This window comes from Bradyrhizobium valentinum, from assembly GCF_001440405.1.
Taxonomy (GTDB): Bacteria; Pseudomonadota; Alphaproteobacteria; order Rhizobiales; family Xanthobacteraceae; genus Bradyrhizobium; species Bradyrhizobium valentinum.
Genome location: NZ_LLXX01000017.1, coordinates 1 through 24,721, shown reverse-complemented (window position 1 = coordinate 24,721; position 24,721 = coordinate 1). Strand labels below are relative to the sequence as shown.

Sequence of the window (24,721 nt, the reverse complement as noted above, 5' to 3'; positions counted from 1 at the left end):
CTAGTCACAGCAGCACTGGTTGCGGAGGGTCTCATGGGTTCAATGGCAGCATCCCGGCTCGCGGTGGACGATCTCCCACCGGCATCGGTCGCCGATCAGGTCGGAACAATCGCGCGCAAAGAACTCGCCCCTTTGGCTGCCGGCATTGATGAAGGCACGGTCTACCCTGATGCGCTGCTGAGGCGTCTTGGCGAGGCCGGCGCATGGAGCAGCCACCAACCGGAGAATGGCGCAGCCGACTTGCGCTGCGCCATTCAATCGATCGCAGCGCTGGGCGAAGTCTGTGGCGCCACCGCCTTCATGGCGTGGTGCCAGGACACGCTGGTTTGGTACGCCGCGAATTCGAACAATCCGAAGCTCGTTGCAAAATACGCCGACAAATTCGCGAACGGGCAAATCCTCGGCGGCACCGGGTTGTCCAACCCGATGAAGAGTTTTTTCGGCATCGAGAAGCTGAAGCTCAGGGGACGCAAGGTCGAGGGTGGTTACGTCGTGCGCGGCGCGCTGCCCTGGGTCTCGAATCTCGGCGCCGATCATTTCTTCGGCACCATTTTCAAGCGCGAGGACGCGCCTGATAGCATCGTGATGTTCCTTGCCGATTGCTCAAACCCCGCGATCACGCTGCAGCCGTGCAAACCGTTCCTGGCGATGGACGGCACCGGTACCTATGGCGTGCAGTTCCGCGACGTCTTCGTGCCGGACGAGCTGATCCTGGCAGCGCCGGCAGGGCCGTTCGTCAAGAAGATCCGTGCCGGGTTCATCCTGCTGCAGGTCGGCATGGCGCTTGGCCTGATCAAGGACTGCATCAACATCATGGACGAGGTCGACGCGCCCTTGAGCCATATCAATCGCTATTTGCCGCAACAGCCGATTCAGTTCCGCGAGCTTCATGCCGAGTTCGAGAAGGAGACCATGGCGCTGGCGCGCGATCCCTACAATACCGACGACAGCTACTGGCGGCGCGTGGTGGCGCTGCGACTGCGCGCCGGTGATGCCAGCGTCGCGGCCGCGCACGCGGCGATGCTCCATTGCGGCGCGCGCGGTTACCTGAAGAGCCACCGCGCCCAGCGCCGGCTTCGCGAAGCCTATTTCGTCGCCATCGTTACGCCCGCCACCAAGCAGCTTCGCAAGATGCTGGCCGGCGACGAGCGCTAAAGGGATTTCCGACCGACCCGAACCAGCAACCACAAAACAGGAGAGGCCTGCCATGACGGACGTTCTGATTACTGCCGGCGAACTCGCGGAATTCCTCAAGCAAGAGCCGTGTGTCGTCATCGACACCCGCAATCCCGAAGCCTACGGCGCGGGGCATCTCGCTGGCGCCGTCAATGTCCATGAAATCTTCACGTACCTCGCGACCTCGACGCCGGAAGGCATTCACGAACTTAAAACAAAATTCGCCGATGCGTTTGGCGCTGCCGGACTTTCGGGCAAGGAGACCGCGGTTATCTACGAACAGTCGATGAATTCCGGCTTCGGCCAGTCCTGCCGTGGCTATTACCTCCTCACCATGCTGGGCTATCCCAAGGTCAAGGTGCTGCATGGCGGTTACGATGCCTGGATGGCAGCTAGCCTGCCGGTGACCAAGGACGTCCCGTCGCCGGTGAAGGCATCTTTCGCAGTCGTGCCCGAAGCCGGCGACATCCTGATCGACGCCAAGACCATGCTGGCGGCCGTCGGCAAGCCCGGTATCGCGCTGCTCGACGTGCGCGATATCGACGAGTGGATCGGCGAAAGCTCTTCGCCTTACGGGAAGGATTTCTGCCCGCGCAAGGGACGCATCCCCGGTGCTGTCTGGCTCGAATGGTACCGCATGATGAAGCCGACCGCGGAGGGGCCGCGCTTCAAGTCCAAGAACGAAATCCTGGCGGAATGCGCCACCGTCGGCATCACCGAGAATACGCCGGTCTATCTCTACTGCTTCAAGGGCGCGCGCGCCTCCAACACGTTCCTCGCATTGAAGAACGCCGGCGTGAAGGATGTCCGGATGTATTTCGGTTCCTGGAACGAGTGGTCGCGCGATCCGTCGCTGCCGATCGAGGAGGGCCTGCCGACGGAGGCCAAGCTCACCACCAAGGCGGCATAAAGGACGCGTCATGTGTTGCAGTCTGATTCTAAGGAATCGGACTGCAGCCACGCGGCCGGCGACTTCGACGTCATGGCGCGACTGATGGAACCGCGCCACAGCGCCGCTCTGGCGCTTCCGATATCCGGTGCGTATAATCGCGGCGCAGTTGGTGGTTGCGCGGATGTCGATGTTCTCAGGCAGATTAGGTTTCGCGTTGGTCGTGGCGATGCTTTGCCTCGGCGGGCGAATGGCGGATGCTCAAACGGGGCCGGTGAATTACTGGATCCCGGGCTGGCCGATGGGCTTCAGCGGGGAAGCGGGCGAGAGCCCGAATGCTTACGGCAACTTCCCGAGCTTCGACTTTCGCGACGTCGGAAACGGCTCTTCCTATGCGCGCTACAATTTTTCGAACGGCTTTTTTGTCGGCAGCCAGCGCAGCAACGTCGCTTTCAACGGCCTCAGCCAGAGTGCGTTCGGCAGTTTCGGCTCGCTCTACAGCGAAGGCGTGCAGTTCGGCTACAGCCTCAAGAACAGCGGCTTGCCCATCACCTTCTATGCCGGATTCGACACGCTGAAATACAACACCGGCATCGGCGGCCCGTTCGCGCCCTTCGACTCCAAGTCCGGCACGCTGCCGATCTCCAGCGTGAATGCCGGCGTCGAATTCCAGGCGACGTCGAATCTCAGCCTGTCGCTCGGGGTCGGCTATGTGCAGCAGTCGGGCCGGCTCGACAGCGAAATCAATTCGCTGCCCGGCGCTTCGTCCTTCGCGGTCGGCGGCCGCCGCTACTAGGGCATTGTCCTGGTAGTTAAGTTAAGTCAGGTCCGCTTTGCTCTCGAAAGGCGCATGTCGCCGTTGGGCCATGACCAGCCAGTTAATGAGGCCTCAGCACCCCGTGTCGCGCAAGTTTTGTCGTCGATCCGCAGTGGATCGCTGTCAAGCCCGCTCATCGGCACTAGCAAAGTAGAGAAGCGCCGCAACAGAGCTGATCACCAACGCCGCGCCCGTTAAGCTGAGCATCGTAATACGTTCATCAAGAATCCATGCTCCAAGCATGAGCGCGACGACTGGATTGACGAAGGTGTAAGTGGCGACAACTGGGGCGGACATGCGATCGAGCAGCCACAGGTAGGCTGTGTTCCCGACGACGCTACCGAGGAGCGCCAGATAGAGCATACCTCCGAGCGACACGATTGAGACCTGGCGAGGCGAGAAGTCGATCCATTCGCCGGCCAAATGACTCAGCACAAACAGGCCGACGCTACCACAGAGAAGCTGCATGCCAGCAAGATCATGGGGCGGAATATGGGCTGCACGTCTTTGCACGTACACGCTGCCGAGTGCCCAAGACAAAGAGGATACCAGAAGCAAAAGAATCACACCGATCGGCAGCGAATTGTGCGTATTCGACGTTTCATTCCATGCGATTAATGCGACGCCGGCCAAGCCGGGCACAAGCGCCAAGAGTCTTCTCAAAGCTTCGCTTTGACCAGTTGATACGTTGACCAGCACGATCCAGAACGGAATGGTCGCCAAAAAGATGGCCGATAACCCCGACGGGACATAACGCTGGGCATATGCGAGGGTCCCGTGACATCCGATGAAGAGGAGCGCGCCGCTGATTGCAGCGTGCCACCAATTTTCCCGCGATCGTGGAGTCAATCTCCTCAATTGCGAGAAGCCAAGCAATACAGCGCCGCCGAGAATGGAGCGCGCTCCAATCAGAAGCAAAGGAGGGATTGACTGCAAGCCTAGCGCGATTGCTAGATATGTCCCACCCCACAATAGATAAATGGCGCCGAATGCGCCTATTAATTGGGCTCGGCGTGTGCCTATCGACATTGATGGCCTCTTGCTGTTGACAATCAAGACAACAGCATGTCAACGCATCGACAAGCGGGGAGGTTTCCGTTGCTGATGTTGCTGATAAAGGCTCGCTCGAGGTGAAGTTCTCCTCCCGGTCACAAGCCGGCGATCACGGTCAAGCCGGGTGACTTACGCTTCTCCGTGGGCAGCCGACGTTTATGAGTAAATGCGCAAATTACCCAGCCAAGCCGCGCGCGTTCGCAATTCCCACCGCCTTGATGCGTGAGGCCAGCGTGGTTGGCTTGATGTCCAGCATCTCGGCAGCGCCGCCGGGGCCGAATACCTTGGCGGAGCAGGCCTGAAGCGCGGCAAGAATGTTGGCACCCTCGTGCGCACGCATTTCCGCTGCGGTCATGACCACGGGACGGGCGTCGGCTTTCACGCGCCGATCCCGGAGCGGGCTGGACGCCTGCGGCATCGGGCAGGTCGATGCGGAGCCGGCCCGGATTAGGCTGCCTGGGCATTGCCCCTTGCCGCACTGGTGTCTCGAACGGGCGGCGAGCCGAACATGCGCCCGTATTCCCGGGTGAACTGAGAGACGCTCTCGTAGCCGACCGCGAATGCCGCGCTGCTCGAGGTTACTCCATCCGACAGCATCAGCCGTCTTGCCTCGATCAGACGCAGTTGTTTCTGGAACTGCAGCGGAGAAAGCGACGTTACGGTGCGAAAGTGCTGGTGGTCAGTTCGAGGGCCGCGTCTATCCGCTGAGGCCAGCGGATCCGCGCGGCCGCGGGGCGATTCCCAGCGCCTTGATGCGCGATGCCAGCGTGGTCGGCTTGATGTCGAGCATCTCGGCGGCGCCGCCGGGGCCGAACACCTTGCCTGAACAGGCCTGAAGCGCGGCGACAATGTTGGCGCGCTCGTGCGCGCGCATTTCCGCTGATGTCATGACGGCGCTCCCGGCCTCGGGCTTTACCTGCGCCGAGCCGGTGGACGGCTGGGCGCCTGCGGCATCCGGCAGGTTGATGCGCAGCCGGCCGTTCTGCGCCAGGATCGCCGCGCGCTCGATCACGTTCTGAAGTTCGCGGACGTTGCCGGGCCAGTCGTAACGCGTGAGCCGGCGCGCGTCGCCTTCGGACAATCGAAGCTCGGATTTCAGCGCCTTGCTCTCGCGATTGAGGAAATGCTGCGCCAGCAGCGGAATGTCCTCGCGCCGCTCGCGCAGCGGCACCGACTCCACCGGAAACACGTTGAGGCGGAAATAGAGGTCCTCGCGGAACCGGCCGCGTTGCACCTCCTGCTTGAGATCGCGGTTGGTGGCGGCGATCGCGCGCACGTCGACCGCGCGGGTGCGCTCCTCGCCGACACGTTCGAAATTGCCCTCCTGCAGCACGCGCAACAGCTTGCCTTGAAGCTCGAGCGGAATTTCGCCGACCTCGTCGAGGAACAGCGTGCCGCCATCGGCAAGCTCGAACCGGCCGATGCGGTCCCGCATCGCGCCGGTGAAGGCGCCTCTGACATGGCCGAAGAATTCGCTCTCGAACAATTCGCGCGGGATCGCCGCGCAGTTGACGCGAATCAGCGGCCGGTCACGGCGGCTGCTCGCCTCGTGAATGGCGCGGGCGATCAATTCCTTACCGGTGCCGGATTCGCCCGTGATCATCACGGCTGCGGTGGTCGGCGCCACCAGCTTGACCTGTCGCAGCGTCTTCTGGATCGCCTCGCTCTGGCCGATGATGCCGCGCGGGTTGGTCTCGATGCGGATTTCTTCCTGCAGGTAGGCGTTTTCCAGCTCTAGCCGTTCGCGCAAGCGGTCGACTTCGGCGAGCGCGGCGTGCAGCTTCTCGTCGGCCTCGCGGCGCTGGCTTACATCGCGGAACACGATGACGGCGCCGACCACGACGCCGCGGTCGCGGATCGGCGTCGAGGTATATTCGACCCAGACCGGTGTGCCGTCCTTGCGCCAGAACACCTCGCCGTCGACCTGGTGCACGGCGCCGTCGCGAAACGCCGCGTAGATCGGACAATCGTGGTCGGGATAGTGCCGCCCGTCATGGTGGGTGTGATGGACGATCGGATGGATTTCCTTGCCGACCAGCTCCTCGGCCGCCCAGCCTAGCATCCGCTCGGCCGCGGGATTGACGAAGGTGGTCTTGCCCTCGGCGTTGACGCCGTAGATGCCTTCGCCGGCGGCGCGCAGGATGAGTTGGTTTTCCCGTTCGATATCCTGAAACACCCGCTCGACCCGCTGCCAGGTCGCGATCCCGCCGCGCATGTGGTCTTCGGCCGCCGCATCGACATAGCGGCGGCGGCGCGCATCGAGGTCGCTCATGGTGAGCAGCACCAGCGAGCGGCCGTCCTGCGGCAGCAGCGAGCCGGCATATTCGAGGCGAAGGCTTTGTCCCGTGGCGTGGCGCGGCGTCAGCGCGTTGGTCCAGTACGCGCCCTTGTCGAGCACGGCCTGGGTGAACACGATCAGCGCGGGCAATTGTCCGCTATGGAGCGTGCTGACCTTGGTCTGCCGCAAAAGAGCGCGATCGTAGCCGAGCAGGGTACAGGCGGCGGGATTGGCGTCGAGGATCTGGTCGGCGTGGGGATCGAACAGCAGCGTCGGCTCGACAGCGAACTCGAACGCTGTGGCGCGCAGTTCGACGTCCTGCGGCGGGGCGGTTGAACCAAGGGCAACATCCATCCGGTCGATACTCCGAAATATCGTAATTCGGCTACGAGTTTTCGTGTAACACGAATTTTCGTAGCCGCCAATGTCAGCAGAATCCCTGTGATCTCAAAGCTATCGCCACAGAACGGCGCTGGCATGTGCCTTGCTTAATTAGGGGGCAACGTCGCGCAGGAGGTCTGATGTCTACCTTCGACAATCCATTCGATCCCAATCGTCGTCTTCATGCCGGCGGCTGCTCTTGCGGCCAGCATGTCAGCGAAGCTGAACACGACCATGCGGCCTCGGCGCTGCGCTGTGAGCCCGCGCCGAGCGAGGACAAGCGCTACGAGGGTGTGGTCGCCTCCGCCGTGATGCGGGCGATGTTTCCCAGGGATGCTGCGCGGCGCGCATTCCTGAAATCGGTTGGCGCCTCGACCGCGCTGGCCGCCATCTCGCAATTCTTCCCGCTTCAGACTGCGACCGAAGTCTTTGCGCAAGCCGGCACACCGGAGAAGAAGGACCTCAAGGTCGGGTTCATTCCGATCACCTGCGCGACGCCGATCATCATGGCGGCGCCGCTCGGCTTCTATTCCAAGCATGGCCTCAACGTCGAAGTGGTGAAGACCGCCGGCTGGGCGGTGATCCGCGACAAGACCATCAACAAGGAATACGACGCGTCGCACATGCTGGCGCCGATGCCGATCGCGATCACGCTGGGCCTGGGCGCGAACGCCATTCCCTTTACCGTGCCGGCCATCGAGAACATCAACGGGCAGGGCATCACGCTTGCCATGAAGCACAAGGACAAGCGCGACCCGAAGGACTGGAAAGGCATGAAGTTCGCCATTCCCTTCGACTATTCGATGCATAATTATTTGCTGCGCTATTACCTCGCCGAGCACGGTCTCGACCCTGATACGGACGTGCAGCTTCGTTCGGTGCCGCCGCCGGAAATGGTCGCCAACCTCCGCGCCGACAACATCGACGGCTTCCTCGCGCCCGACAACATCTGCCAGCGCGCGATCTATGACGGGGTCGGCTTCATGCACATCTTGTCCAAGGAAATCTGGGACGGACATCCCTGCTGCAGCTTTGCGGCCAGCAGGGAATTCATCACGAACTCGCCGAACAGCTTTGCCGCGCTGACGCGGGCGATTGTGGACGCCACGGCCTATGCGTCGAAGGCCGAGAACCGCAAGCAGATCGCGGAAGCGATCGCGCCGGCGAATTACATCAACGCGCCCGTCACGGTGCTGGAACAGGTGCTGACCGGGACCTATGCGGACGGCCTGGGCGGCGTGAAGACCGACGCCAAGCGCGTCGACTTCGATCCGTTCCCCTGGCAGTCCTTTGCGGTCTGGATGCTGACCCAGATGAAACGCTGGGGCCAGATCAAGGGCGAAGTCGACTACAAGGCGGTGGCAGAGCAGGTTTATCTCGCGACCGACACCGGCAAGGTCATGAAGGAGATGGGGCTGACGCCGCCGGCGACGTCGTACAAATCGTTTGCGGTGATGGGCAAGACGTTCGATCCGGCGAAGCCGGATGATTATCTCGCCAGCTTCAAGATCAGGAAGGCGTCGTGAAGGCTGGGACGCAACCACATCTGACGCTGTCGTCCCCGCGAACGCGGGGACCCATACGCTGTGTCGTCTGTTTTAAGCGTGATGCTAGAGACCTTCCTTCATTACTAACGCCGCGGATTATGGGTCCCGGCGTTCGCCGGGACGACGTGCCGAGGGACTATCCCCAATGAACTTCTCCCTTCGCTTCCGCGCAGCCGTCGTCTCGATCGTGCTGTTCGCGGCCTTCCTCGGCATCTGGCATCTTGCCACGCGCGGAACAGGCGCTGTCGCCAACATGACGCCGGAATATGCCAAGCTGATGGGACTGACCGCGACCGCCGGCAAATCGGCGATGCCGGGTCCATTAGATGTCGGCGCCAAATTGTGGGAGCACCTCAAGCAGCCGTTCTACGACAACGGTCCGAACGACAAGGGCCTCGGCATCCAACTCGGCTACTCCATCGCCCGCGTCGGCCTCGGCTATTTTCTCGCCGTCATCGTGGCTATTCCGCTCGGCTTCCTGATCGGCATGTCGCCGCTGATCAGCAAGGCGCTGGATCCCTTCATCCAGGTGCTGAAGCCGATTTCGCCGCTCGCCTGGATGCCGCTCGCGCTCTACACCATCAAGGATTCCTCGATCTCGGCGATTTTTGTCATTTTCATCTGCTCGGTGTGGCCGATGCTGCTCAACACCGCGTTTGGCGTCGCCGCCGTGCGTAAGGAATGGATCAACGTCGCGCGCACGCTCGAGGTCGGCACCATCAGGCGCGCCTTCACGGTGATCCTGCCGGCGGCGGCACCGACGATCCTCACCGGCATGCGGATTTCGATCGGCATCGCCTGGCTCGTGATCGTCGCGGCCGAGATGCTCGTCGGCGGCACCGGCATCGGCTACTTCGTCTGGAACGAGTGGAACAACCTTTCGATCACCAACGTCATCATCGCCATCCTGATGATCGGCATCGTCGGCATGCTGCTCGACCAGATCCTGGCGCGGTTCACGCGCATGGTCACGTTCCCGGAGTGAGGCGATGACCGACAAGTTCATTTCCATCGAAGCGATTGCGCGGCGTTATCCCGGCGCGGATGGCAAAGAGACCACCGTGTTCGAGAATCTGTGGCTCTCGATGAACCGCGGCGAGTTCGGCTGCGTGATCGGCCATTCCGGCTGCGGCAAGACGACGGTGCTCAACATCCTGGCCGGGCTCGACCAGCCGAGCGAGGGGGCTGTCATCGTCGACGGGCAGGCGATCGAGGGCACGAGCCTCGACCGCGCCGTGATCTTCCAGAGCCACGCGCTGCTGCCGTGGCGCACGGTGCTCGGTAACGTTGCCTATGCCGTGACCTCGAAATGGCGCAACTGGGACCGCGCCAAGGTGAAGGCGCATGCGCAGACCTTCATCGATCTGGTCGGCTTGACCGGCTCCGAGCACAAGCGCCCGTCCGAACTCTCGGGCGGCATGAAGCAGCGCGTCGGCATTGCGCGTGCGCTCTCGATCACGCCGAAGATCATGCTGATGGACGAGCCGTTCTCGGCGCTGGATGCGCTGACACGCGGCACGTTGCAGGACGAGGTCCGCCGGATCTGCCTGGAGACCGGACAGACTGCCTTCATGATCACCCATGACGTGGATGAGGCGATCTATCTCGCCGACAAGATCTTCCTGATGACCAATGGTCCCGGCGCCGTGCTGGCCGAGATCGTCGAAAACCCGCTGCCGAAGGATCGCGGCCGCATCGATCTGCACCGCCATCCGCTCTATTACGCGCTGCGCAATCACATTGTCGATTTTCTGGTCAGCCGCAGCAAGACGTTTACGGCAACTGTCACTGATCACGATCCGCGCAATGTACCGATCGTGCGGCCGGGCAAGCCGGAGCTGGTGGTTGCCGCAGAGGCAGGGAATTCAATACAGGCGTCGTGGCCGGGCCTGGCCCGGCCATCCACGTCTTCCTAGGAGAGCGAAACAGATACGTGGATGCGCGGGAAAAGCCCGGGCATGACGGGTGTTAAAGGAGACCATCATGAAGCGATCCGACCTCACCGAAAAACTGCTCGACATCAAGCGCGAGAACGGCTGGAGCTGGAAACACATCTGCGAAAAGATCGGCGGCTATTCGGAAGTGCTGATCGTCGGCGCCATCATGGGGCAGATGAAGCTCACCAAGCCGCAGGCCGCCAATGCCGGCGAGCTGTTCGGACTGACGAAATCCGAAATCGCGATGCTCAACGAGGTGCCGATGCGCGGCACCGGCACGCCGATGCCGCCCACCGATCCCTTGATCTATCGCTTCTATGAAATGGTGATGGTCAACGGTCCCGCCTGGAAGGCGCTGATCGAAGAGGAATTCGGCGACGGCATCATGTCGGCGATCGATTTCGACATGGCGATCGAGCGCGTCGCCAATCCGAAGGGTGACCGGGTCAAAATCACGATGTCCGGAAAATTCCTGCCGTATAAATATTACGGCGCCAGCGGGAATGTGCCGGAGTATGGATTCAGGGAGGAGTGACCTGATCCTCCGTCATTCCGGGGCGCGAAGCGAACCCGGAATCTCGAGATTCCGGGTTCGTGCTTCGCACGCCCCGGAATGACTCGAAACTATCTGAACGCCGCTCTGATCTCCCCGATCGGCGCCATGTCGCGCACATAAGTGAAGGCGCCACGCTCTTTCATCTCACGCGCGCATTTCAGGAACGCCGCAAGCGCGTAACGCTCCATCGCGCCGCCGACGCTGATGCGTTTGACGCCCGCGTCGGATAGTTGCGGAACGGTCAGCGTCGGATCGGCAAATCCCATCACCAGGTTGAACGGCTTGCCGACCGACGACACCACGGTGCGGATCGTGTCGATGTCGTACAGGCCGGGCGAATACAATACGTCCGCGCCAGCGGCCTCGAACGCCTGCAGCCGCTTGATGGTGTCGTCGATATCCTTGCGGCCGTGCAGGAAATTCTCCGCCCGCGCGGTCAGCGTGAACGGGAAGGAGAGTGCGCGCGCGGCCTCGACCGCCGCCTGTACGCGCTCGACCGCGAGCGAGAAATCGTAGATCGGCTTGCGGGGATCGCCGGTGAAATCCTCGATCGAGCCGCCGACTACGCCGGCCTCAGCCGCTCGCGTGATCGCGTTCGCCGCGGTCTTCGGATCGTCGGCGCCGCAATTCTCCAGGTCGGCATTGACGGGGAGGTCGGTGGCCTCCGCAATCGCCCGGCAGTTCTCGATGATGGCGTCCAAGCTGACGGTGGCGCTGCCGAGCGTGTTGGCAAGGCCCAGGCTCGTGGTCGCGAGCGCCTCAAAACCCATCGCGGCGAGCAGCTTTGCGGTGCCGGCGTCCCAGGGATTGGGGATGATGAACGCGCCGGGCCGCGCATGCAGCGCGCGAAACAGTTCCGCCTTTTCCATCTGACTGCGCATCGGTAGCTCCGTTGAATGTCCGCCGTTTTGGATTGGCGGCGAAACTAGCGAGCTATCGTTCATCAGCCAAATTTGTTATTTCTCTGGATACCATCAGCTTTTTGCATGGAGCAAAAATGGACAGTGATGCGCTTCTCACCTTCCTGACCGTTCATCGCCGCGGCGGCATTTCGAATGCTGCAAAGGCGCTGCACCGCTCGCAGCCGGCGATCTCGCGGCGCATTGCATTGCTCGAGCAGGAGCTCGGCGTGCCGCTGTTCGAGCGCATCGCGGGCCGCACCATGCTGAGCGATGCGGGAAAGGTGATGGTGCCTTACGCCGAGCGCGCGGTCGCCGCCGCCCAGGATGCGGAGAATGCGGTTCTCGCGCTGGCGCGGCCGAATTCAGGGCCGGTGGCGCTCGCGGTGGTCGGCACGCTCGCCGGCGGGCGGTTATCGGCGATCTTAAAGCGCTTCGCGGCCGAGCATCCCGAGGTCGAATTGAGCCTGCGCACCGCGACCAGCGCCGAGGTCAGCGACATGATCCGGCGCGGCGAGGCGACCATCGGCCTGCGCTATGACCGCGACCGCTCGGGTGACCTCGATTGCGAATTGCTGTTTGCCGAACGGCTGCAGGTGGTGTGCGCGCTGGATCATCCGCGCGCCGGCCGCCGTGTCGCTGACCTCGCCGATCTGCGCGGCGAACGCTGGATCGCTTTTCCCGTGGTGCCGGGACGGCGCGAGATCACGGCCTCGCATGTCTTTGCGCTGTTTCAGACCCATGGCCTCGGTGAAATCGACTGGACGCCGGTCGACAGCCTGACCGCGCAGAAGCGCCTGGTCGAAGCCGGGCTTGGCATCGCGCTCTTGTCGGAGAGCAACGCGGCCGAAGAGCTGCGACATAAGACAATCGCGACCATCGGCGTGCGCGACCTCAAAGCGAGCCACGACGTCGTCACGGTAACGCGCCGCGGCGGATTTTTGAGTGCCGCGGCGAGGCGGCTATTGGAAATCGTTCGGAAAGAGTATCGCGAAACCAAGGCGCTCGGACGTTAGCGCCGTCGTTCCGGGATGGTCCGAAGGACCAGACCCGGAATCTCGAGATTCCGGGTTCGTGCTTCGCACGCCCCGGAATGACAGGTAGTGAGGCGCTCCTTACGACCCCGCCTTCACCTGGGCGGCGGCAACCGCAATCAGTTCGTCCATCTTGACGCGAACTTCCTGCGCGGTGACGGCGACGCCCTTGGCGGTAAGATCCTTCACCACCTTGTCCTGGACGTCCTTGTCGCCGGCTTGCTCGAAATCGGCCGCGACCACTTCCTTGGAATAGGCGGTGGCGGCATCGCCCGACAGCCCGAGCTTCTCCGCTGCCCAAAGACCGAGCAGCTTGTTGCGGCGCACCTCAGCCTTGAACTTCTGCTCCTCGTCGAGGGCGAACTTCTTCTCAAAACCTTCCTCGCGCTTGTCAAAAGTGCTCATTCTTCGGTTCCAATCCCCGCAAATGGTAAACAAGGCCGCGTTGTCGCCGCCCGATCGCCTACCTAGATAGAGGGGGCGAATCGGTAAAACAACAGGCCGTTCGGCCGCAGGCAATCGGATAAGTTGGGCCCAATTGGGCCGGGTCGATTGTGCTGGATGGGCCAATCGGATAGGTTGCCATCAGGCGAGGTTCTTGTTCTGTTTCCGGTCGTTATGTTCGGGATCTGGCCTTCACGGCAGCTCCGTCGTGGTCGTAAACCCTTGTCATCCGGAGCACACCAATTTCATGGATTTCAACAAAACACGGTACATCCCAATGAGCCGTCGACGCCGTATTTATGAAGGCAAGGCCAAGGTCCTGTATGAAGGCCCGGAGCCGGGAACCCTGATCCAGCACTTCAAGGATGATGCGACCGCGTTCAATGCCAAGAAACACCAGGTGATCGAGGGCAAGGGCGTCCTCAACAACCGGATTTCGGAGTACCTGTTTCAGCACCTCAACGACATCGGGGTGCCGACCCATTTCATCCGCCGCCTCAACATGCGCGAGCAGTTGATTCGCGAGGTCGAGATCGTGCCGCTGGAAGTGGTGGTGCGGAACGTCGCGGCCGGCTCGCTGTCGCAGCGCCTCGGCATCGAGGAGGGCACGCAACTGCCGCGCTCGATCATCGAGTTCTATTACAAGAACGACCAGCTCAACGACCCCATGGTGTCGGAAGAGCACATCACCGCGTTCGGCTGGGCCACGCCGCAGGAAATCGACGACATCATGGCGCTCGCCATCCGTGTCAACGACTTCCTCACCGGTCTCTTCCTTGGCATCGGCATCCGTCTGGTCGACTTCAAGATGGAATGCGGCCGGCTGTTCGAGAACGAGATGATGCGGATCATCGTCGCCGACGAGATCTCGCCCGACTCGTGCCGGCTGTGGGACATCAAGTCGAACGAGAAACTCGACAAGGACCGTTTTCGCCGCGACCTCGGTGGCCTGCTTGAAGCCTATACAGAAGTGGCAAAACGCCTGGGCATTCTGATGGAAAACGAGCGTCCGGCCGGTACCGGTCCGGTGCTGGTGAAGAGCTGACACAACTTAAAATTAGACTGGGGCAAGTCTCGTGAAGGCACGCGTTACCGTTACGTTGAAATCGGGCATTCTCGATCCGCAGGGCAAGGCCATCGAAGGCGCGCTGAAATCGCTCGGCGTCGATGGCGTCGCCAGCGTCCGGCAGGGCAAGGTGTTCGACATCGAATTGTCGGGCGCGGATAAGGCCAAGGCCGAGGCGGCATTAAAGGATGCTGCCGACAAGCTCTTGGCGAATACCGTGATCGAGAATTACCGGGTCGAGCTTTTGGGATGAGGATGTGAGCGGCCGGGCTTGCCGCTCACAGCCATCCCACGCTGCGGAAACGCCAATACAGTCCGCTGCAGGCGGTGAGCATCAGGCCCAGCACCAAGAAATATCCGTAGTCCCATTCCAGTTCGGGCATGTGCTTGAAATTCATCCCGTAGACTCCGGCCAATGCTGTCGGAACGGCGATGATGGCGAGCCACGAGGCCAGCTTCTTGGAGACCGCGGTCTCCTGGGCCTGGCCGACCAGAAGGCTTGCCTCGAAGGCGAACGCCAGCACCTCGCGCATTGAATCGGTGCGCTCCTGAACGGTCCTGACGTGGTCGGTGACGTCGCGAAACAGCGCCTGCATGGTCGGACGCACCATCGGCAGGTTGTCGTGTTCGAGCCGGCGGCAGACTTCCACCAGCGGGCCAATCGCGTTACGAAGCCGCAACAGATCCCGCCGCAGCATGTAGAGGCGCTCGACCTGGCTCCGTGTGATGGGATTGGCGAGCACGTCGTCTTCGATCGCCTCGACCTCCTCGTGGATCGTTTCCAGAACCGGGGAGTAATTGTCGACGATGAAATCGAGGATGGCGTATAAAATATAGTCCTCGCCGCGCGCGAGCGCGCGGGGACAACTCTCGCAGCGCTCGCGCACCGCCGCGTATGACGTCGATGCGCCGTGGCGCACCGAGACCAGATAGCCTTCGCCGACGAACAAATGGGTTTCGCCGAACGCGATCCTGCCCTGGATCAGTTGCGCGGTTCGCGCCACGATGAACAGGCCGTCGCCATACTGCTCGATCTTGGGGCGCTGATGGGCGTGGTTGGCGTCCTCGATCGCGAGATCGTGCAGGTCAAACTGCTTCTGCACACTCTTCAGCAGCGCCAGATCCGGCTCATACAGGCCGATCCAGACGACGTGGCCGGGCTTGCTGCGCCAGCTCGAAGCCTCCTCGATGGCGATATTGGCGACGCGGCGGCCATCGACGTAAACACCGGCCGCGACGACGCCTTCGGACGTCATCGGTTCGGTCGCAGCGGTCGCCCGCGACGGGACATTCATGGCTTCCATCCCTGAGCGATTGTTGTTGAGCACGGCTGCCGCGCAGGCCGTTTTGGCGACGCTAGCACTGGAAAAACCGGCGTCAAATGGTTATGTCTCTGCCGGGTCGGCGCTCTGCCGACGATTCTCGTTTCCAGCCGGGAACCACCATGAAATCCGCCGTCCTCGTCTTCCCCGGAATCAATCGCGAGCGCGACATGGCGCGCGCGCTCAAGCTCGCCTCGGGGCAGGAGGCTGCGATGGTGTGGCATGCCGACACTGCGCTGCCGAAGGGGACCGATCTGGTCGTAGTGCCCGGCGGCTTTTCCTATGGCGACTATCTGCGTTGCGGGGCGATTGCGGCGCGCGCGCCTATCATGGACGCGGTGCGCAAGTTTGCGGCCGATGGCGGTCTCGTGCTCGGCGTCTGCAATGGTTTCCAGATCCTGTGCGAGGCGGGCTTGCTGCCCGGCGTGCTGATGCGCAATGCGCGGCTGAAATTCATCTGCCAGGATGTCCATCTGCGGGTCGAACGCTCCGACACGCCGTTCACGCGCGGCTACAATGCCGGCCAGATCATTCGCGTGCCGGTTGCGCATGGCGAGGGCAATTACGAAGCCGATGAAGAGACGGTGAAGCGGCTGGAAGGCGAGGGGCGGGTGCTCTACCGCTACTGCTCGGCTGACGGCGTCGTCGACGAGGAGTCCAACATCAACGGCGCGGCGCATTCGATCGCCGGCATTATCAACGAGCGCGGCAACGTGCTCGGCATGATGCCGCACCCGGAGAACCACGTCGAAGACATCATGGGCTGCACCGATGGCCGCGGCCTGTTCGCGGGCCTTGCCGCACATCTGGAAAAAGCGGCGTGAAATCTTTTTTGATGCGCTTGGCCGTTGCCGCTGCGGCCTTCTCGCTCATCGCAGCCGCCCATGCGCAGGATTATCCCAAGCGTCCCGTCACCATGATCGTGCCGTTCGCGGCCGGCGGCACTTCCGACGTGATCGCGCGCGTGGTCGCCGAGGAGATGACCAAGTCGCTCGGGCAGCCGATCGTGATCGAGAATGTCGCGGGCGCCGGCGGCTCGACCGCGCTGGCGCGTGCGGCGCGCGCGGAAGCAGACGGTTACACCATCGCGATCGGCAATGCCGGCACCAGCGCCGCGACCTATACGATCTATCCGAAATTGCCGTTCACGCCGGAATCATTCGTGCCGATTGCGGTCGTTGCCAAGACATTTGGCATCATCGCGCTGCGCAAGGATTTCCCGGCCAAGAACCTGCAGGATTTTATCGCCTACGCGAAGAAAAATCCCGGCAAGGTCAATCTCGGCCATGCCGGCGCCGGCTCATCGAATTTCCTGATCTGCAAGAGCTTTGCGCAGGCCGCCGGCATCGAGGTGACGCTGGTCGGCTATCGCGGCGCAGCGCCGGCGCTGACGGACGCGATCGGCGGCCAGATCGACGGCGTCTGCGATTCAGCCGCTTCGGTGTCGCAGGCGATCGACGACAAATTGGTGCGGGGCGTCGTCGTCGGCTCGACGGTGCGGCTTGCGACCTTGCCCGATCTGCCGACTTCGGCGGAGGCCGGTCTTCCCGACTTCGAAGCGCAGGGCTGGAACGGGCTGTTCGCGCCAAAGGGCACGCCGGCGGCAATCATCGCGAAACTGAACGCCGCGGCCAAGGCTGCCGTCGAGAGCGAGGCCGTGAAGAAGCGCTTTCACGATCTCTCCACCGTCGCGCCCGACGCCAACGAGCACGCGAGCGAAGTGCTGGGACAATTGGTGACGCGCGACGTCGAGAAATACAGGAAGCTGTTGGAAGAAAAGAAGTAGCATTCAACGACAGTAACACTCAGCGACCATGGTGAACGAAAAAGCCCCGCAATGCGGGGCTTTTTTGCTACCTGCCGGTGGGCGAGCCAGGTGCTGCCGGCGCCAGGGTCGAGCCGCTGGGCGAGGGGTTGAGAAGAGTGTTCCCGGACGGGTTCACTCCACTATTCCGGCCGGCCGCGGCACTGCCGGCGTTGTTGGTCATGCCGGTGTCGGGGGTGCCGGTCGCACTGCCGGTGGTTGTTCCGCTCGTGGAAGATCCCGTCGTCGTGCCGCTCGTTGCCGTGCCTCCCGTAGCCGAACTTCCGCCTGCGGAGCCGCTGCCGCCCGCAGAGCCGCTACCGGACTGCGCGAACGCGAACGTGCTTGTGAATGCCAGCGCAGTTGCCAATCCCAAAGTTGCGAGTTTCATGATTGCTCCTTTTCTTGCTGCGTAACGGCGCAACACGATGCGCTCGCATGCGTTCCAGCATGGCGCTCACAGTTGATCGCTTGTTCCCTCGAAGAAACCCGTGGCCGAAAATTGGCAGGCATCGCCAGCCCGAACCCGCCTTATGGCCTCGCACGCAAGTGGCCAAATCCACTTCCTGTACTGGTCACTCGGAATCGTCATCGCTGCGACGCCGGCCATCACGAGCACGAGGCCGAGTGCGAGATTTGCCGGCACGGATTCGCCGAGCAAAACAACCGACAGGCCGACGCCGATCTTGGTCAGCGGATAGGTCGAACTCCAGCAGCACGCCAGCGCGAGCAGCAACGCATAGTCGCGCCAGCCGCGACGGGCCTGTGGCTCGTCAGGTGGCAACGGCGCCTGTGCCCGTCGGCTTCTTCCATTTCACGCGCTTGATGGTGCCCGAGAAGGTGAACAGCGACCGCTCGCCCGATTTGAGCACGCCGCGCAGGAAGATCAGCGAGCCGCCGGCGCGGGTGATTTCGCCCTCGCATTCGACCAGTTCGCCCTCGCGCGCGGCATCGAGAAACTCGCAGGCGAACGACACCGTGACACCGGGTCCCTCCAGCACGGAGGAGGCGATCGCAAACAGGCAATAATCGGCGAACGACATGAAGCAGCCGCCATGGACGTTGCGCTGCCCGTTGAGGTGCTTCTTCTCGACCCGGAACGCGCATTGCACGCGGCCGTTTTCGTCCATCCGGTGCCAGAACGGGCCGTTATGGGTCTCAAAACTGTCGCGGGTCCAGGTCCGCCAGCCGGCAAATTCGCCCTCGGTTTCGACATGCAGGTCGGGACGCTGGTGAAATGCATTTTTGGGGAGTTCGTTCACTAAAAATGGCCCTTCAATTGAGTATTTCCGCCCTTAAATCCGATCCGGGAACGATGTGCAAACGCTGATCCCGATAACCTACCCCCGCAAAGCTCTGGACAGGGCGGAAATGCGCCATAAAAGGCCTTTTCGCACCGCTTCGATCTTCCTAAGAAGAGACCCATGAACGAGCCCCAGATCACCCCCGAACTCGTCGCCAGCCATGGCCTGAAGCCCGACGAGTATGAGCGCATCCTCAAGCTGATCGGGCGGGTGCCGAGCTTCACTGAACTGGGGATTTTCTCGGCGATGTGGAACGAGCACTGCTCGTACAAGTCCTCGCGCATCCATTTGCGGGGGCTGCCCACCAAGGCGCCGTGGGTGATCCAGGGGCCCGGCGAAAACGCCGGCGTCATCGACATCGGCGACGGGCAGGCGGTCGTCTTCAAGATGGAGAGCCACAACCACCCGAGCTATATCGAGCCCTATCAGGGCGCGACCACGGGCGTCGGCGGCATCCTGCGCGACGTCTTCACGATGGGCGCGCGGCCGATCGCCTGCCTCAACGCGCTTTCGTTCGGCGCGCCGGAACACCCCAAGACGCGCCATCTGGTGTCGGGCGTGGTGGCCGGCGTCGGCGGTTACGGCAATTCCTTCGGCGTGCCGACGGTCGGCGGGCAGGTGCGTTTCCACACCCGCTATGACGGCAACATCCTGGTCAACGCGATGGCGGTCGGCCTCGCCGAAACCGACAAGATTTTCTATGCGGCGGCATCAGGCGTGAACATGCCGATCGTCTATCTCGGGTCCAAGACCGGCCGCGACGGCATTCACGGCGCCTCGATGGCGTCAGCCGAATTCGACGACAATTCCGAGGAGAAGCGCCCGACGGTGCAGGTCGGCGATCCCTTCGCTGAAAAGCTGCTGCTGGAAGCCTGCCTCGAGATCATGGAAAAAGGCTGCGTCATCGCGATCCAGGACATGGGCGCGGCCGGGCTAACCTGCTCGGCGGTCGAGATGGGCGCCAAGGGCGATCTCGGTGTCGATCTTAATCTCGATGCGGTGCCGACGCGCGAAACCGGCATGAGCGCCTATGAGATGATGCTCTCGGAAAGCCAGGAGCGCATGCTCATGGTGCTCAAGCCCGAGAAGGAGCAAGAGGCCGAGGCGATCTTCAAGAAATGGGGCCTGGACTTCGCCGTCGTCGGCTACACCACGCCGAGCAAGCGCTTCGTGGTCAAGCATGGCGGCGACGTCATGGCCGATCTGCCGATCAAGGAATTGGGTGACGAGGCGCCGGTGTATGACCGGCCGCATGTGCCGTCGGCAGCCTTGCCGGTGGTGCAGGCGCGCGAGGTGACGCCGCCGATCGGGATCATGCCGGCGCTGGAAAAGCTGATTGCGACGCCCGAGCTGTGTTCGAAGCGCTGGGTGTGGGAGCAATACGACCACGTCATTCTCGGCAATACCGTGCAGCGTCCGGGCGGCGACGCCGCGGTCGTACGCGTCGAGGACGGGCCTAAGGGGCTCGCGCTCACCGTCGACGTGACGCCGCGCTATTGCGAGGCCGATCCGTTCGAAGGCGGCAAGCAGGCGGTGGCGGAAGCCTGGCGCAACATCACCGCGGTCGGCGGCCGTCCGCTCGCGATCACCGACAATCTGAATTTTGGCAATCCCGAGCGGCCCGAGATCATGGGCCAGTTCGTCGGCTGTCTGAAGGGTATTTCCGAAGCCTGCAGTGTGCTCGATTTCCCGGTCGTCTCCGGCAACGTCTCGCTCTATAACGAAACCAATGGTCGCGGCATCCTGCCGACGCCCTCGATCGGCGGCGTCGGCCTGCTCGACGATTTCACCAAATCCGCCACGCTGGCGTTCAAGGCGGAAGGCGAAGCCATCCTGCTGATTGGCGACACCCAAGGTTGGCTCGGACAGTCGGTGTACCTGCGCGATGTCTGCGGCCGCGAAGAGGGCGCGCCGCCGCCGGTCGATCTGGCCGCCGAAAAGCGCAACGGCGATGTGGTGCGCGGCATGATCCACGCCGGTACCGCGACCGCGGTGCATGACGTCTCCGACGGCGGCTTGTTGATCGCGCTGGCCGAGATGGCCATTGCCGGCGGGATCGGCGCGCAGCTACTCGCAGCGCCGAGCTCGATCGTGCCGCACGCCTACTGGTTCGGCGAGGATCAGGCGCGCTACATCGTGACGGTGCCGGCGGCGGATGTCGGTCTGGTGCTGGCCAAGATGAAGGGGGCGGGCGTGCCGTGTGCGCGGATCGGCACCACGGGCGGCGATGCGCTTGCGGTTGCGGGCGAGACGCAGGTAGCGGTGAGCGCGCTCAAGACGGCGTTCGAGCACTGGCTGCCGGCCTATATGAGCGGCAAGGCGTCTTAGGCTTGTCGTCATTCCGGGATGGTCCGAAGGACCAGACCTCAGGTGTGCACTTGCACACCGGGGAATCTCGAGATTCTCAGGGGCGCAAGGGCGTCCCATAGTTCGATGCTTCGCATCGCCCCGGAATGACCGCCGTGGAGATCAAAGCACCTTCGTCGCACCTGGAATCTGCCGCAACGCCCGCGTCAAAGCCCAACTGAACGCGACTGTCAGTACGAACCCGATCCCGACCTTGACGATCGCCGGCAGGTCATAATCGAACAGCCAGTATTGCAGCCAAAGCGCGATCGGGTAGTGCACCAGGAACATGCCGTAGGCGTCGGCCTGCATCGGATCGAGTAGTTTGGCTGAGCCTGATTGCCTGAACCTCTGGTAAAAGGCCAGGATCAGAAACATGATGGCCACGCTGAAGATCGTGAAGCAGATGGCGTAGAGCACTTCATACCAGTCCGGCAACGGCGACGGGTTGCCCAGTATTTCGCGCTTGATGAAGATCAGCACCCACAAGAGGCAATACGGAACGATCGCCAGCACCATCCAGTCCCAGCTAACCTTCGCCATCCGGCCGTCTGCCGCGAGCAGCCCGCGATCCATTTGCGCAACGCCGATGCCGGCACCGAAAAAGAAGTAGCTCGCATAGAGCATCACGCGCCCGTGCTGGACCGAGAACGGCCCGAACTCAAACCAACTGCTATGCCCGTAGTGAACCAGCCCGGGAATGTAGAACGCAGCGGTGACGGCAAGCATGACCGCGAAGAACACTGCGGGCCGGCGACGGCCATGCAGCGAGAGGCGGTTGATCGGATCGAGCAGGTTGGGTGACAGCCGATACAGGATGCAGGCCACCACGTCGAAACCGAGCAGGACCCAAAGGAACCAGATCGGCCCGCTCGGCCATGGGCCCTTCGTGATCATATTCCACCAGTATTCCGAAAAACCGATCTCGGGATGGTGCCGCAGGGAGATGGCATAGTAGGCGAGCGGAATGACCGTGAACGCACAGATCACGAAGGGCAGGCCGAGCCGAAGCAGGCGATCTGCCAAATAGCTCAGCAGTCCCTTCCGGGCGATGCCGGACCAGGCGAACAGTCCCGACAGGAAAAAGAACATCGCCATGAAGAAACTGTCAGTGGCGAGCACGATCATGTCGAAGCCGAAGAAGTACTTCGGATCGGTGTGACCGAAATAGGTATAGGGGATGACGGCGTGGTGGAGCAGCACCACCAGCGTCAGGAAGGTGCGGGCGCGGTCGAGCGAAAGGTTTCGCGATTTGGCTTTGGGCACTGCGCTGACGTCGGCATGCCCCACGGTGGAAATCGATGTCATGCGGGCCTCCCGGCCAGGCTATGTGGTCAATGTTGCCGCCCGGAACCTGATTCAGCAAGGCCCAAATAGGGGCGCTGGCGGACCCGCATCTCCGGGCTGATCGGAACCGGCGGTGCAACCGGCCGTTAGGTCGAGTGAATTTGATGGGCCACCACTGGCGTGGCCCTGGAAGTCCCGGAGCAAGCGATGACAATTCTCAAATGGGCGCTGATCTTCTTTCTGGTGTCGATCGTTGCCGGCATCCTCGGCTTCACCGGCATTTCGGAGGCCTCCGCCGACATCGCCCGCTTCCTGTTCTATGTCTTCGTCGTGATCTTCCTGGTGCTCCTGATCCTCGGGCTCACGATATTCAGGGTGTAGCTCTATTCAGCGTGCAGCTCTCCACGGTCATTCCGGGATGGTCCGAAGGACCAGACCCGGAATCTCGAGATTCTCAGGGGCGCAAGAGCGCCCCATAGTTCGATGCTTTTCGCATCGCCCCGGAATGACGTCGCCTCGTACTAAGCCACTTCCTCGATCGTCACCTTGTCTGGATAGAACGCCAGACGGCCCGCGATCTCGGCCATGGCCGGGAAGGGCGTCTCATAGGTCCAGATCGAATTTTCGATGCTCTTGCCGTTGGCATTGATGCTGAAGTAGTTCGCATCCCCCTTGTAGGGGCAGTGCGTGGTCCGCTCGGTGCGGGCCAAGAGCGCCATATTGGCATCTTCGCGCGGCACATATTGCACCGCCGGATAGTTGGCTTCCTTGAGGGTCAGCGCGTGGGTGGTGTCGGCGATGACCACGCCGCCCACCGAGACCCTGATACGTTTGGGGTTTGCCGTAATCGTGATCGGATGGTCGGGACCGGGCAATTTCATGGTTTTGAGCCTCTTTTTCGGTCAGCCCGGCGTGATCGGGCGCGACCGGATCTCACGGTGTCAAACGGTTCGGCCGGGAATATAGTGCCGCCAGGCGTGACCTAGAAGAGCGTACGCGCTAGGTTCGGCTTTCACGGTCGCGCGAGCCGGCCGTGATTCGAAACACCTGACGGAGACATGCTGGAAATGCCGATGGACGCCCATGATATCGAATCGATGATCAAGGCAGCTATCCCCGATGCCGAGGTGACGATCCGCGATCTCGCAGGTGACGGCGACCACTACGCCGCGACCGTGATCTCGGAATCCTTCCGTGGCAAGTCGCGCGTGCAGCAGCACCAGATCGTCTACCAGTCGCTCAAGGGGCAGATGGGCGGCTTGCTGCATGCGCTGGCGCTGCAGACCGGAGTGCCGGAAGGCTAGGCCCCGACCAACCACGCGGGGGCACCGATGACGGACAATCCGCACGGCGCGATGTTTCGCGCGATCGTGCCGCACCAGCACAGCCGCGTCACCTATGTCGAGCTGTTCTTCGACCTCGTCTTCGTCTTTGCGGTTACCCAGATCTCGCACACGCTGCTCGCCCATTTTACGCTGCTGGGTGCGCTGCAGGTCACGGTGCTGTTTCTCGCGGTGTGGTGGGTGTGGGTCTTCACCTCCTGGGTCACCAACTGGCTCAATCCCGAAAAGACGCCGGTCCGGCTCCTGCTGTTTGCGATGATGCTGGGCGGGCTGGTGTTGTCGACCTCGATTCCGGCTGCGTTTGAAGCGCGGGGATTGTGGTTCGCCATCGCCTATGCGGCGATGCAGGTTGGCAAGACGATATTTCTGTGGTTGTCCACGCCGCCGTCGCGCCCGCGGGCGCGCATGAATGCCATCCGGATCGCAGCCTGGCTTTCGACGTCGGCCATCTTCTGGATCGCCGGCGGGGTGATGGAAGGTCAGTCGCGCTTGACGCTGTGGGCCATTGCGCTCGTCATCGAATATATTTCGCCGGCGGTGCGGTTCTGGATTCCCCGATATGGCGCATCCTCCGTCGCGGACTGGATGATCGAGGGCGGCCACATGGCCGAGCGCTGCGCGCTGTTCATCATCATCGCGCTCGGCGAGTCCATCGTCGTCATCGGCGCGACCTTTGCCGAACTGACGTGGACGACCGAAAACGTTCTGGCATTCGTCTCGGCCTTCGGCGGCAGCCTCGCGATGTGGTGGATCTATTTCCACATCGGCGCCGAGGCGGGCTCCGAACAGCTTTCAAAATCGAGCGAGCCGGGCAGGTTGGCGCGGCTTGCCTACACCTATCTGCATATGCCGATTGTGGCCGGCATCATCGTCACGGCGGTGGCGGACGAACTGGTGCTGAAGCACCCGGGCGGTCATTCCGATCTCAAGACGGTACTGAGCGCGATCGGAGGTCCCTTGCTGTTTCTGTTCGGGACCATCCTGTTCAAGTACAGCTTTCGCCGCTTCCTACAACTCTCGCACGGGGGCGGTATCATCGCGCTCTGCGTGCTCGCCTGGTTCGCAAGCGAGCTGTCGCCGCTGGTGCTGTCGATCCTGACCACCGCGATCATGATCGTGGTCGCGGTATGGGAATCGATCTCGCTGCGATCGGGCCCGGCAGAATAGTACCGCCAGAAAAGGCTCTAGCAGTTTGCTGAAAAACCCAAGGATTTGAGTCTTTTTTGTCTCGGTGAACG

26 protein-coding genes and 2 pseudogenes are annotated in these 24,721 nt (G+C 62.4%); 17 read left to right on the top strand and 11 right to left on the bottom strand.

Translation table 11 applies throughout. The features are described 5' to 3' along the window. Window positions 1–33 precede the first annotated feature (33 nt). The 3 genes from CP49_RS01760 to CP49_RS01750 all read left to right on the top strand — a co-directional run bounded on the left by CP49_RS01760 (window position 34) and on the right by CP49_RS01750 (window position 2,861). Window positions 34–1,155: an acyl-CoA dehydrogenase family protein gene (locus tag CP49_RS01760; protein ID WP_057848579.1), complete on the top strand. Its 1,122-nt coding sequence runs from the start codon at window positions 34–36 to the stop codon at window positions 1,153–1,155. A 52-nt stretch (window positions 1,156–1,207) separates the two neighbouring features. After that, window positions 1,208–2,086: a sulfurtransferase gene (locus tag CP49_RS01755; protein ID WP_057848578.1), complete on the top strand. Its 879-nt coding sequence runs from the start codon at window positions 1,208–1,210 to the stop codon at window positions 2,084–2,086. Between the two features lie 229 nt (window positions 2,087–2,315). Further along, on the top strand, window positions 2,316–2,861 hold the full coding sequence (locus tag CP49_RS01750) for a hypothetical protein (protein WP_338060320.1): 546 nt from the start codon (window positions 2,316–2,318) through the stop codon (window positions 2,859–2,861). 144 nt (window positions 2,862–3,005) lie between these two features. Here CP49_RS01750 and CP49_RS01745 read toward each other — a convergent pair whose 3' ends face one another. From CP49_RS01745 to CP49_RS01735, 4 genes and pseudogenes are all read right to left on the bottom strand, one after another. Beyond that, window positions 3,006–3,911, bottom strand: coding sequence for an EamA family transporter (locus CP49_RS01745; RefSeq protein WP_057848576.1), 906 nt, complete (start codon window positions 3,909–3,911; stop codon window positions 3,006–3,008). Window positions 3,912–4,110: 199 nt separating this feature from the next. Continuing rightward, window positions 4,111–4,462, bottom strand: a pseudogene (locus tag CP49_RS01740) (hypothetical protein); the annotation flags it as partial. After that, window positions 4,383–4,649: pseudogene (locus CP49_RS42190) on the bottom strand (helix-turn-helix domain-containing protein); the annotation flags it as partial. The pseudogenes CP49_RS01740 and CP49_RS42190, both read right to left, overlap by 80 nt. After that, window positions 4,633–6,567, bottom strand: coding sequence for a sigma 54-interacting transcriptional regulator (locus CP49_RS01735; protein ID WP_057848574.1), 1,935 nt, complete (start codon window positions 6,565–6,567; stop codon window positions 4,633–4,635). The gene CP49_RS01735 and the pseudogene CP49_RS42190, both read right to left, overlap by 17 nt. Before the next feature lie 167 nt (window positions 6,568–6,734). Between CP49_RS01735 and CP49_RS01730 the strand changes: the two genes are divergently transcribed. The 4 genes from CP49_RS01730 to cynS all read left to right on the top strand — a co-directional run bounded on the left by CP49_RS01730 (window position 6,735) and on the right by cynS (window position 10,613). Then, entirely contained in the window at window positions 6,735–8,120 is a 1,386-nt protein-coding gene (locus CP49_RS01730) for a CmpA/NrtA family ABC transporter substrate-binding protein (protein WP_057848573.1), read from the top strand. Window positions 8,121–8,286: 166 nt separating this feature from the next. Next, window positions 8,287–9,126: a nitrate ABC transporter permease gene (ntrB, locus tag CP49_RS01725; protein WP_057848572.1), complete on the top strand. Its 840-nt coding sequence runs from the start codon at window positions 8,287–8,289 to the stop codon at window positions 9,124–9,126. A 4-nt stretch (window positions 9,127–9,130) separates the two neighbouring features. Further along, window positions 9,131–10,057, top strand: a complete 927-nt coding sequence (locus tag CP49_RS01720; RefSeq protein ID WP_057848571.1) for an ABC transporter ATP-binding protein — start codon at window positions 9,131–9,133, stop codon at window positions 10,055–10,057. Between the two features lie 67 nt (window positions 10,058–10,124). Beyond that, a complete protein-coding gene (gene cynS / locus CP49_RS01715; RefSeq protein ID WP_057848570.1) occupies window positions 10,125–10,613 on the top strand; it encodes a cyanase in 489 nt (162 codons plus the stop codon). 89 nt (window positions 10,614–10,702) lie between these two features. On the opposite strand, the gene CP49_RS01710 is transcribed toward cynS, so the two are convergent. Further along, window positions 10,703–11,515: an isocitrate lyase/PEP mutase family protein gene (locus tag CP49_RS01710; RefSeq protein WP_057848569.1), complete on the bottom strand. Its 813-nt coding sequence runs from the start codon at window positions 11,513–11,515 to the stop codon at window positions 10,703–10,705. Window positions 11,516–11,631: 116 nt separating this feature from the next. Between CP49_RS01710 and CP49_RS01705 the strand changes: the two genes are divergently transcribed. Continuing rightward, entirely contained in the window at window positions 11,632–12,549 is a 918-nt protein-coding gene (locus CP49_RS01705) for a LysR family transcriptional regulator (protein ID WP_057848568.1), read from the top strand. Window positions 12,550–12,648: 99 nt separating this feature from the next. On the opposite strand, the gene CP49_RS01700 is transcribed toward CP49_RS01705, so the two are convergent. Continuing rightward, entirely contained in the window at window positions 12,649–12,972 is a 324-nt protein-coding gene (locus CP49_RS01700; RefSeq protein WP_057848567.1) for a DUF1476 domain-containing protein, read from the bottom strand. A gap of 316 nt (window positions 12,973–13,288) precedes the next feature. Here CP49_RS01700 and purC point away from each other — a divergent pair, with 316 nt between their 5' ends. After that, window positions 13,289–14,056, top strand: coding sequence for a phosphoribosylaminoimidazolesuccinocarboxamide synthase (purC, locus tag CP49_RS01695; protein WP_171708996.1), 768 nt, complete (start codon window positions 13,289–13,291; stop codon window positions 14,054–14,056). A 31-nt stretch (window positions 14,057–14,087) separates the two neighbouring features. Continuing rightward, a complete protein-coding gene (gene purS, locus CP49_RS01690) occupies window positions 14,088–14,330 on the top strand; it encodes a phosphoribosylformylglycinamidine synthase subunit PurS (RefSeq protein WP_057848565.1) in 243 nt (80 codons plus the stop codon). Between the two features lie 25 nt (window positions 14,331–14,355). Here the strand turns inward: purS and CP49_RS01685 are convergent, their stop codons facing one another. Beyond that, window positions 14,356–15,372, bottom strand: coding sequence for a magnesium and cobalt transport protein CorA (locus CP49_RS01685; RefSeq protein ID WP_082645828.1), 1,017 nt, complete (start codon window positions 15,370–15,372; stop codon window positions 14,356–14,358). A 149-nt stretch (window positions 15,373–15,521) separates the two neighbouring features. On the opposite strand from CP49_RS01685, the gene purQ reads away from it, so the two are divergent. The 3 genes from purQ to CP49_RS01670 all read left to right on the top strand — a co-directional run bounded on the left by purQ (window position 15,522) and on the right by CP49_RS01670 (window position 17,619). Beyond that, window positions 15,522–16,223 carry a phosphoribosylformylglycinamidine synthase subunit PurQ gene (gene purQ / locus CP49_RS01680; RefSeq protein WP_057848563.1) on the top strand — a complete coding sequence of 234 codons (702 nt, stop codon included), beginning with the start codon at window positions 15,522–15,524 and terminating at the stop codon, window positions 16,221–16,223. Window positions 16,224–16,234: 11 nt separating this feature from the next. Then, the gene (locus CP49_RS01675) at window positions 16,235–17,185 is read left to right on the top strand and encodes a tripartite tricarboxylate transporter substrate-binding protein (RefSeq protein ID WP_057848562.1); all 951 of its coding nucleotides are present in this window, start codon (window positions 16,235–16,237) and stop codon (window positions 17,183–17,185) included. A 77-nt stretch (window positions 17,186–17,262) separates the two neighbouring features. After that, window positions 17,263–17,619 (top strand): hypothetical protein, encoded by a 357-nt coding sequence (locus CP49_RS01670; RefSeq protein WP_156437952.1) that lies wholly within the window; start codon window positions 17,263–17,265, stop codon window positions 17,617–17,619. A gap of 41 nt (window positions 17,620–17,660) precedes the next feature. Here CP49_RS01670 and CP49_RS48540 read toward each other — a convergent pair whose 3' ends face one another. Then, complete coding sequence (locus tag CP49_RS48540) at window positions 17,661–17,939, bottom strand: hypothetical protein (RefSeq protein ID WP_276326828.1); 279 nt, start codon at window positions 17,937–17,939, stop codon at window positions 17,661–17,663. A gap of 37 nt (window positions 17,940–17,976) precedes the next feature. After that, on the bottom strand, window positions 17,977–18,465 hold the full coding sequence (locus CP49_RS01660) for a PaaI family thioesterase (protein ID WP_057848559.1): 489 nt from the start codon (window positions 18,463–18,465) through the stop codon (window positions 17,977–17,979). A gap of 162 nt (window positions 18,466–18,627) precedes the next feature. On the opposite strand from CP49_RS01660, the gene purL reads away from it, so the two are divergent. Continuing rightward, on the top strand, window positions 18,628–20,835 hold the full coding sequence (gene purL, locus CP49_RS01655; RefSeq protein ID WP_057848558.1) for a phosphoribosylformylglycinamidine synthase subunit PurL: 2,208 nt from the start codon (window positions 18,628–18,630) through the stop codon (window positions 20,833–20,835). A 141-nt stretch (window positions 20,836–20,976) separates the two neighbouring features. Here purL and CP49_RS01650 read toward each other — a convergent pair whose 3' ends face one another. Next, window positions 20,977–22,161 carry an acyltransferase family protein gene (locus CP49_RS01650; protein WP_057848557.1) on the bottom strand — a complete coding sequence of 395 codons (1,185 nt, stop codon included), beginning with the start codon at window positions 22,159–22,161 and terminating at the stop codon, window positions 20,977–20,979. 186 nt (window positions 22,162–22,347) lie between these two features. Between CP49_RS01650 and CP49_RS01645 the strand changes: the two genes are divergently transcribed. Beyond that, window positions 22,348–22,521: a DUF1328 domain-containing protein gene (locus tag CP49_RS01645; protein ID WP_028349982.1), complete on the top strand. Its 174-nt coding sequence runs from the start codon at window positions 22,348–22,350 to the stop codon at window positions 22,519–22,521. 140 nt (window positions 22,522–22,661) lie between these two features. Here the strand turns inward: CP49_RS01645 and CP49_RS01640 are convergent, their stop codons facing one another. Next, window positions 22,662–23,021, bottom strand: coding sequence for a DUF427 domain-containing protein (locus tag CP49_RS01640; protein WP_057848555.1), 360 nt, complete (start codon window positions 23,019–23,021; stop codon window positions 22,662–22,664). A 186-nt stretch (window positions 23,022–23,207) separates the two neighbouring features. On the opposite strand from CP49_RS01640, the gene CP49_RS01635 reads away from it, so the two are divergent. Together CP49_RS01635 and CP49_RS01630 are read left to right on the top strand one after the other, a co-directional pair. Then, the gene (locus tag CP49_RS01635) at window positions 23,208–23,444 is read left to right on the top strand and encodes a BolA family protein (RefSeq protein WP_057848608.1); all 237 of its coding nucleotides are present in this window, start codon (window positions 23,208–23,210) and stop codon (window positions 23,442–23,444) included. Between the two features lie 27 nt (window positions 23,445–23,471). After that, window positions 23,472–24,650: a low temperature requirement protein A gene (locus CP49_RS01630; protein ID WP_057848554.1), complete on the top strand. Its 1,179-nt coding sequence runs from the start codon at window positions 23,472–23,474 to the stop codon at window positions 24,648–24,650. The last annotated feature ends 71 nt before the right edge of the window (window positions 24,651–24,721 follow it).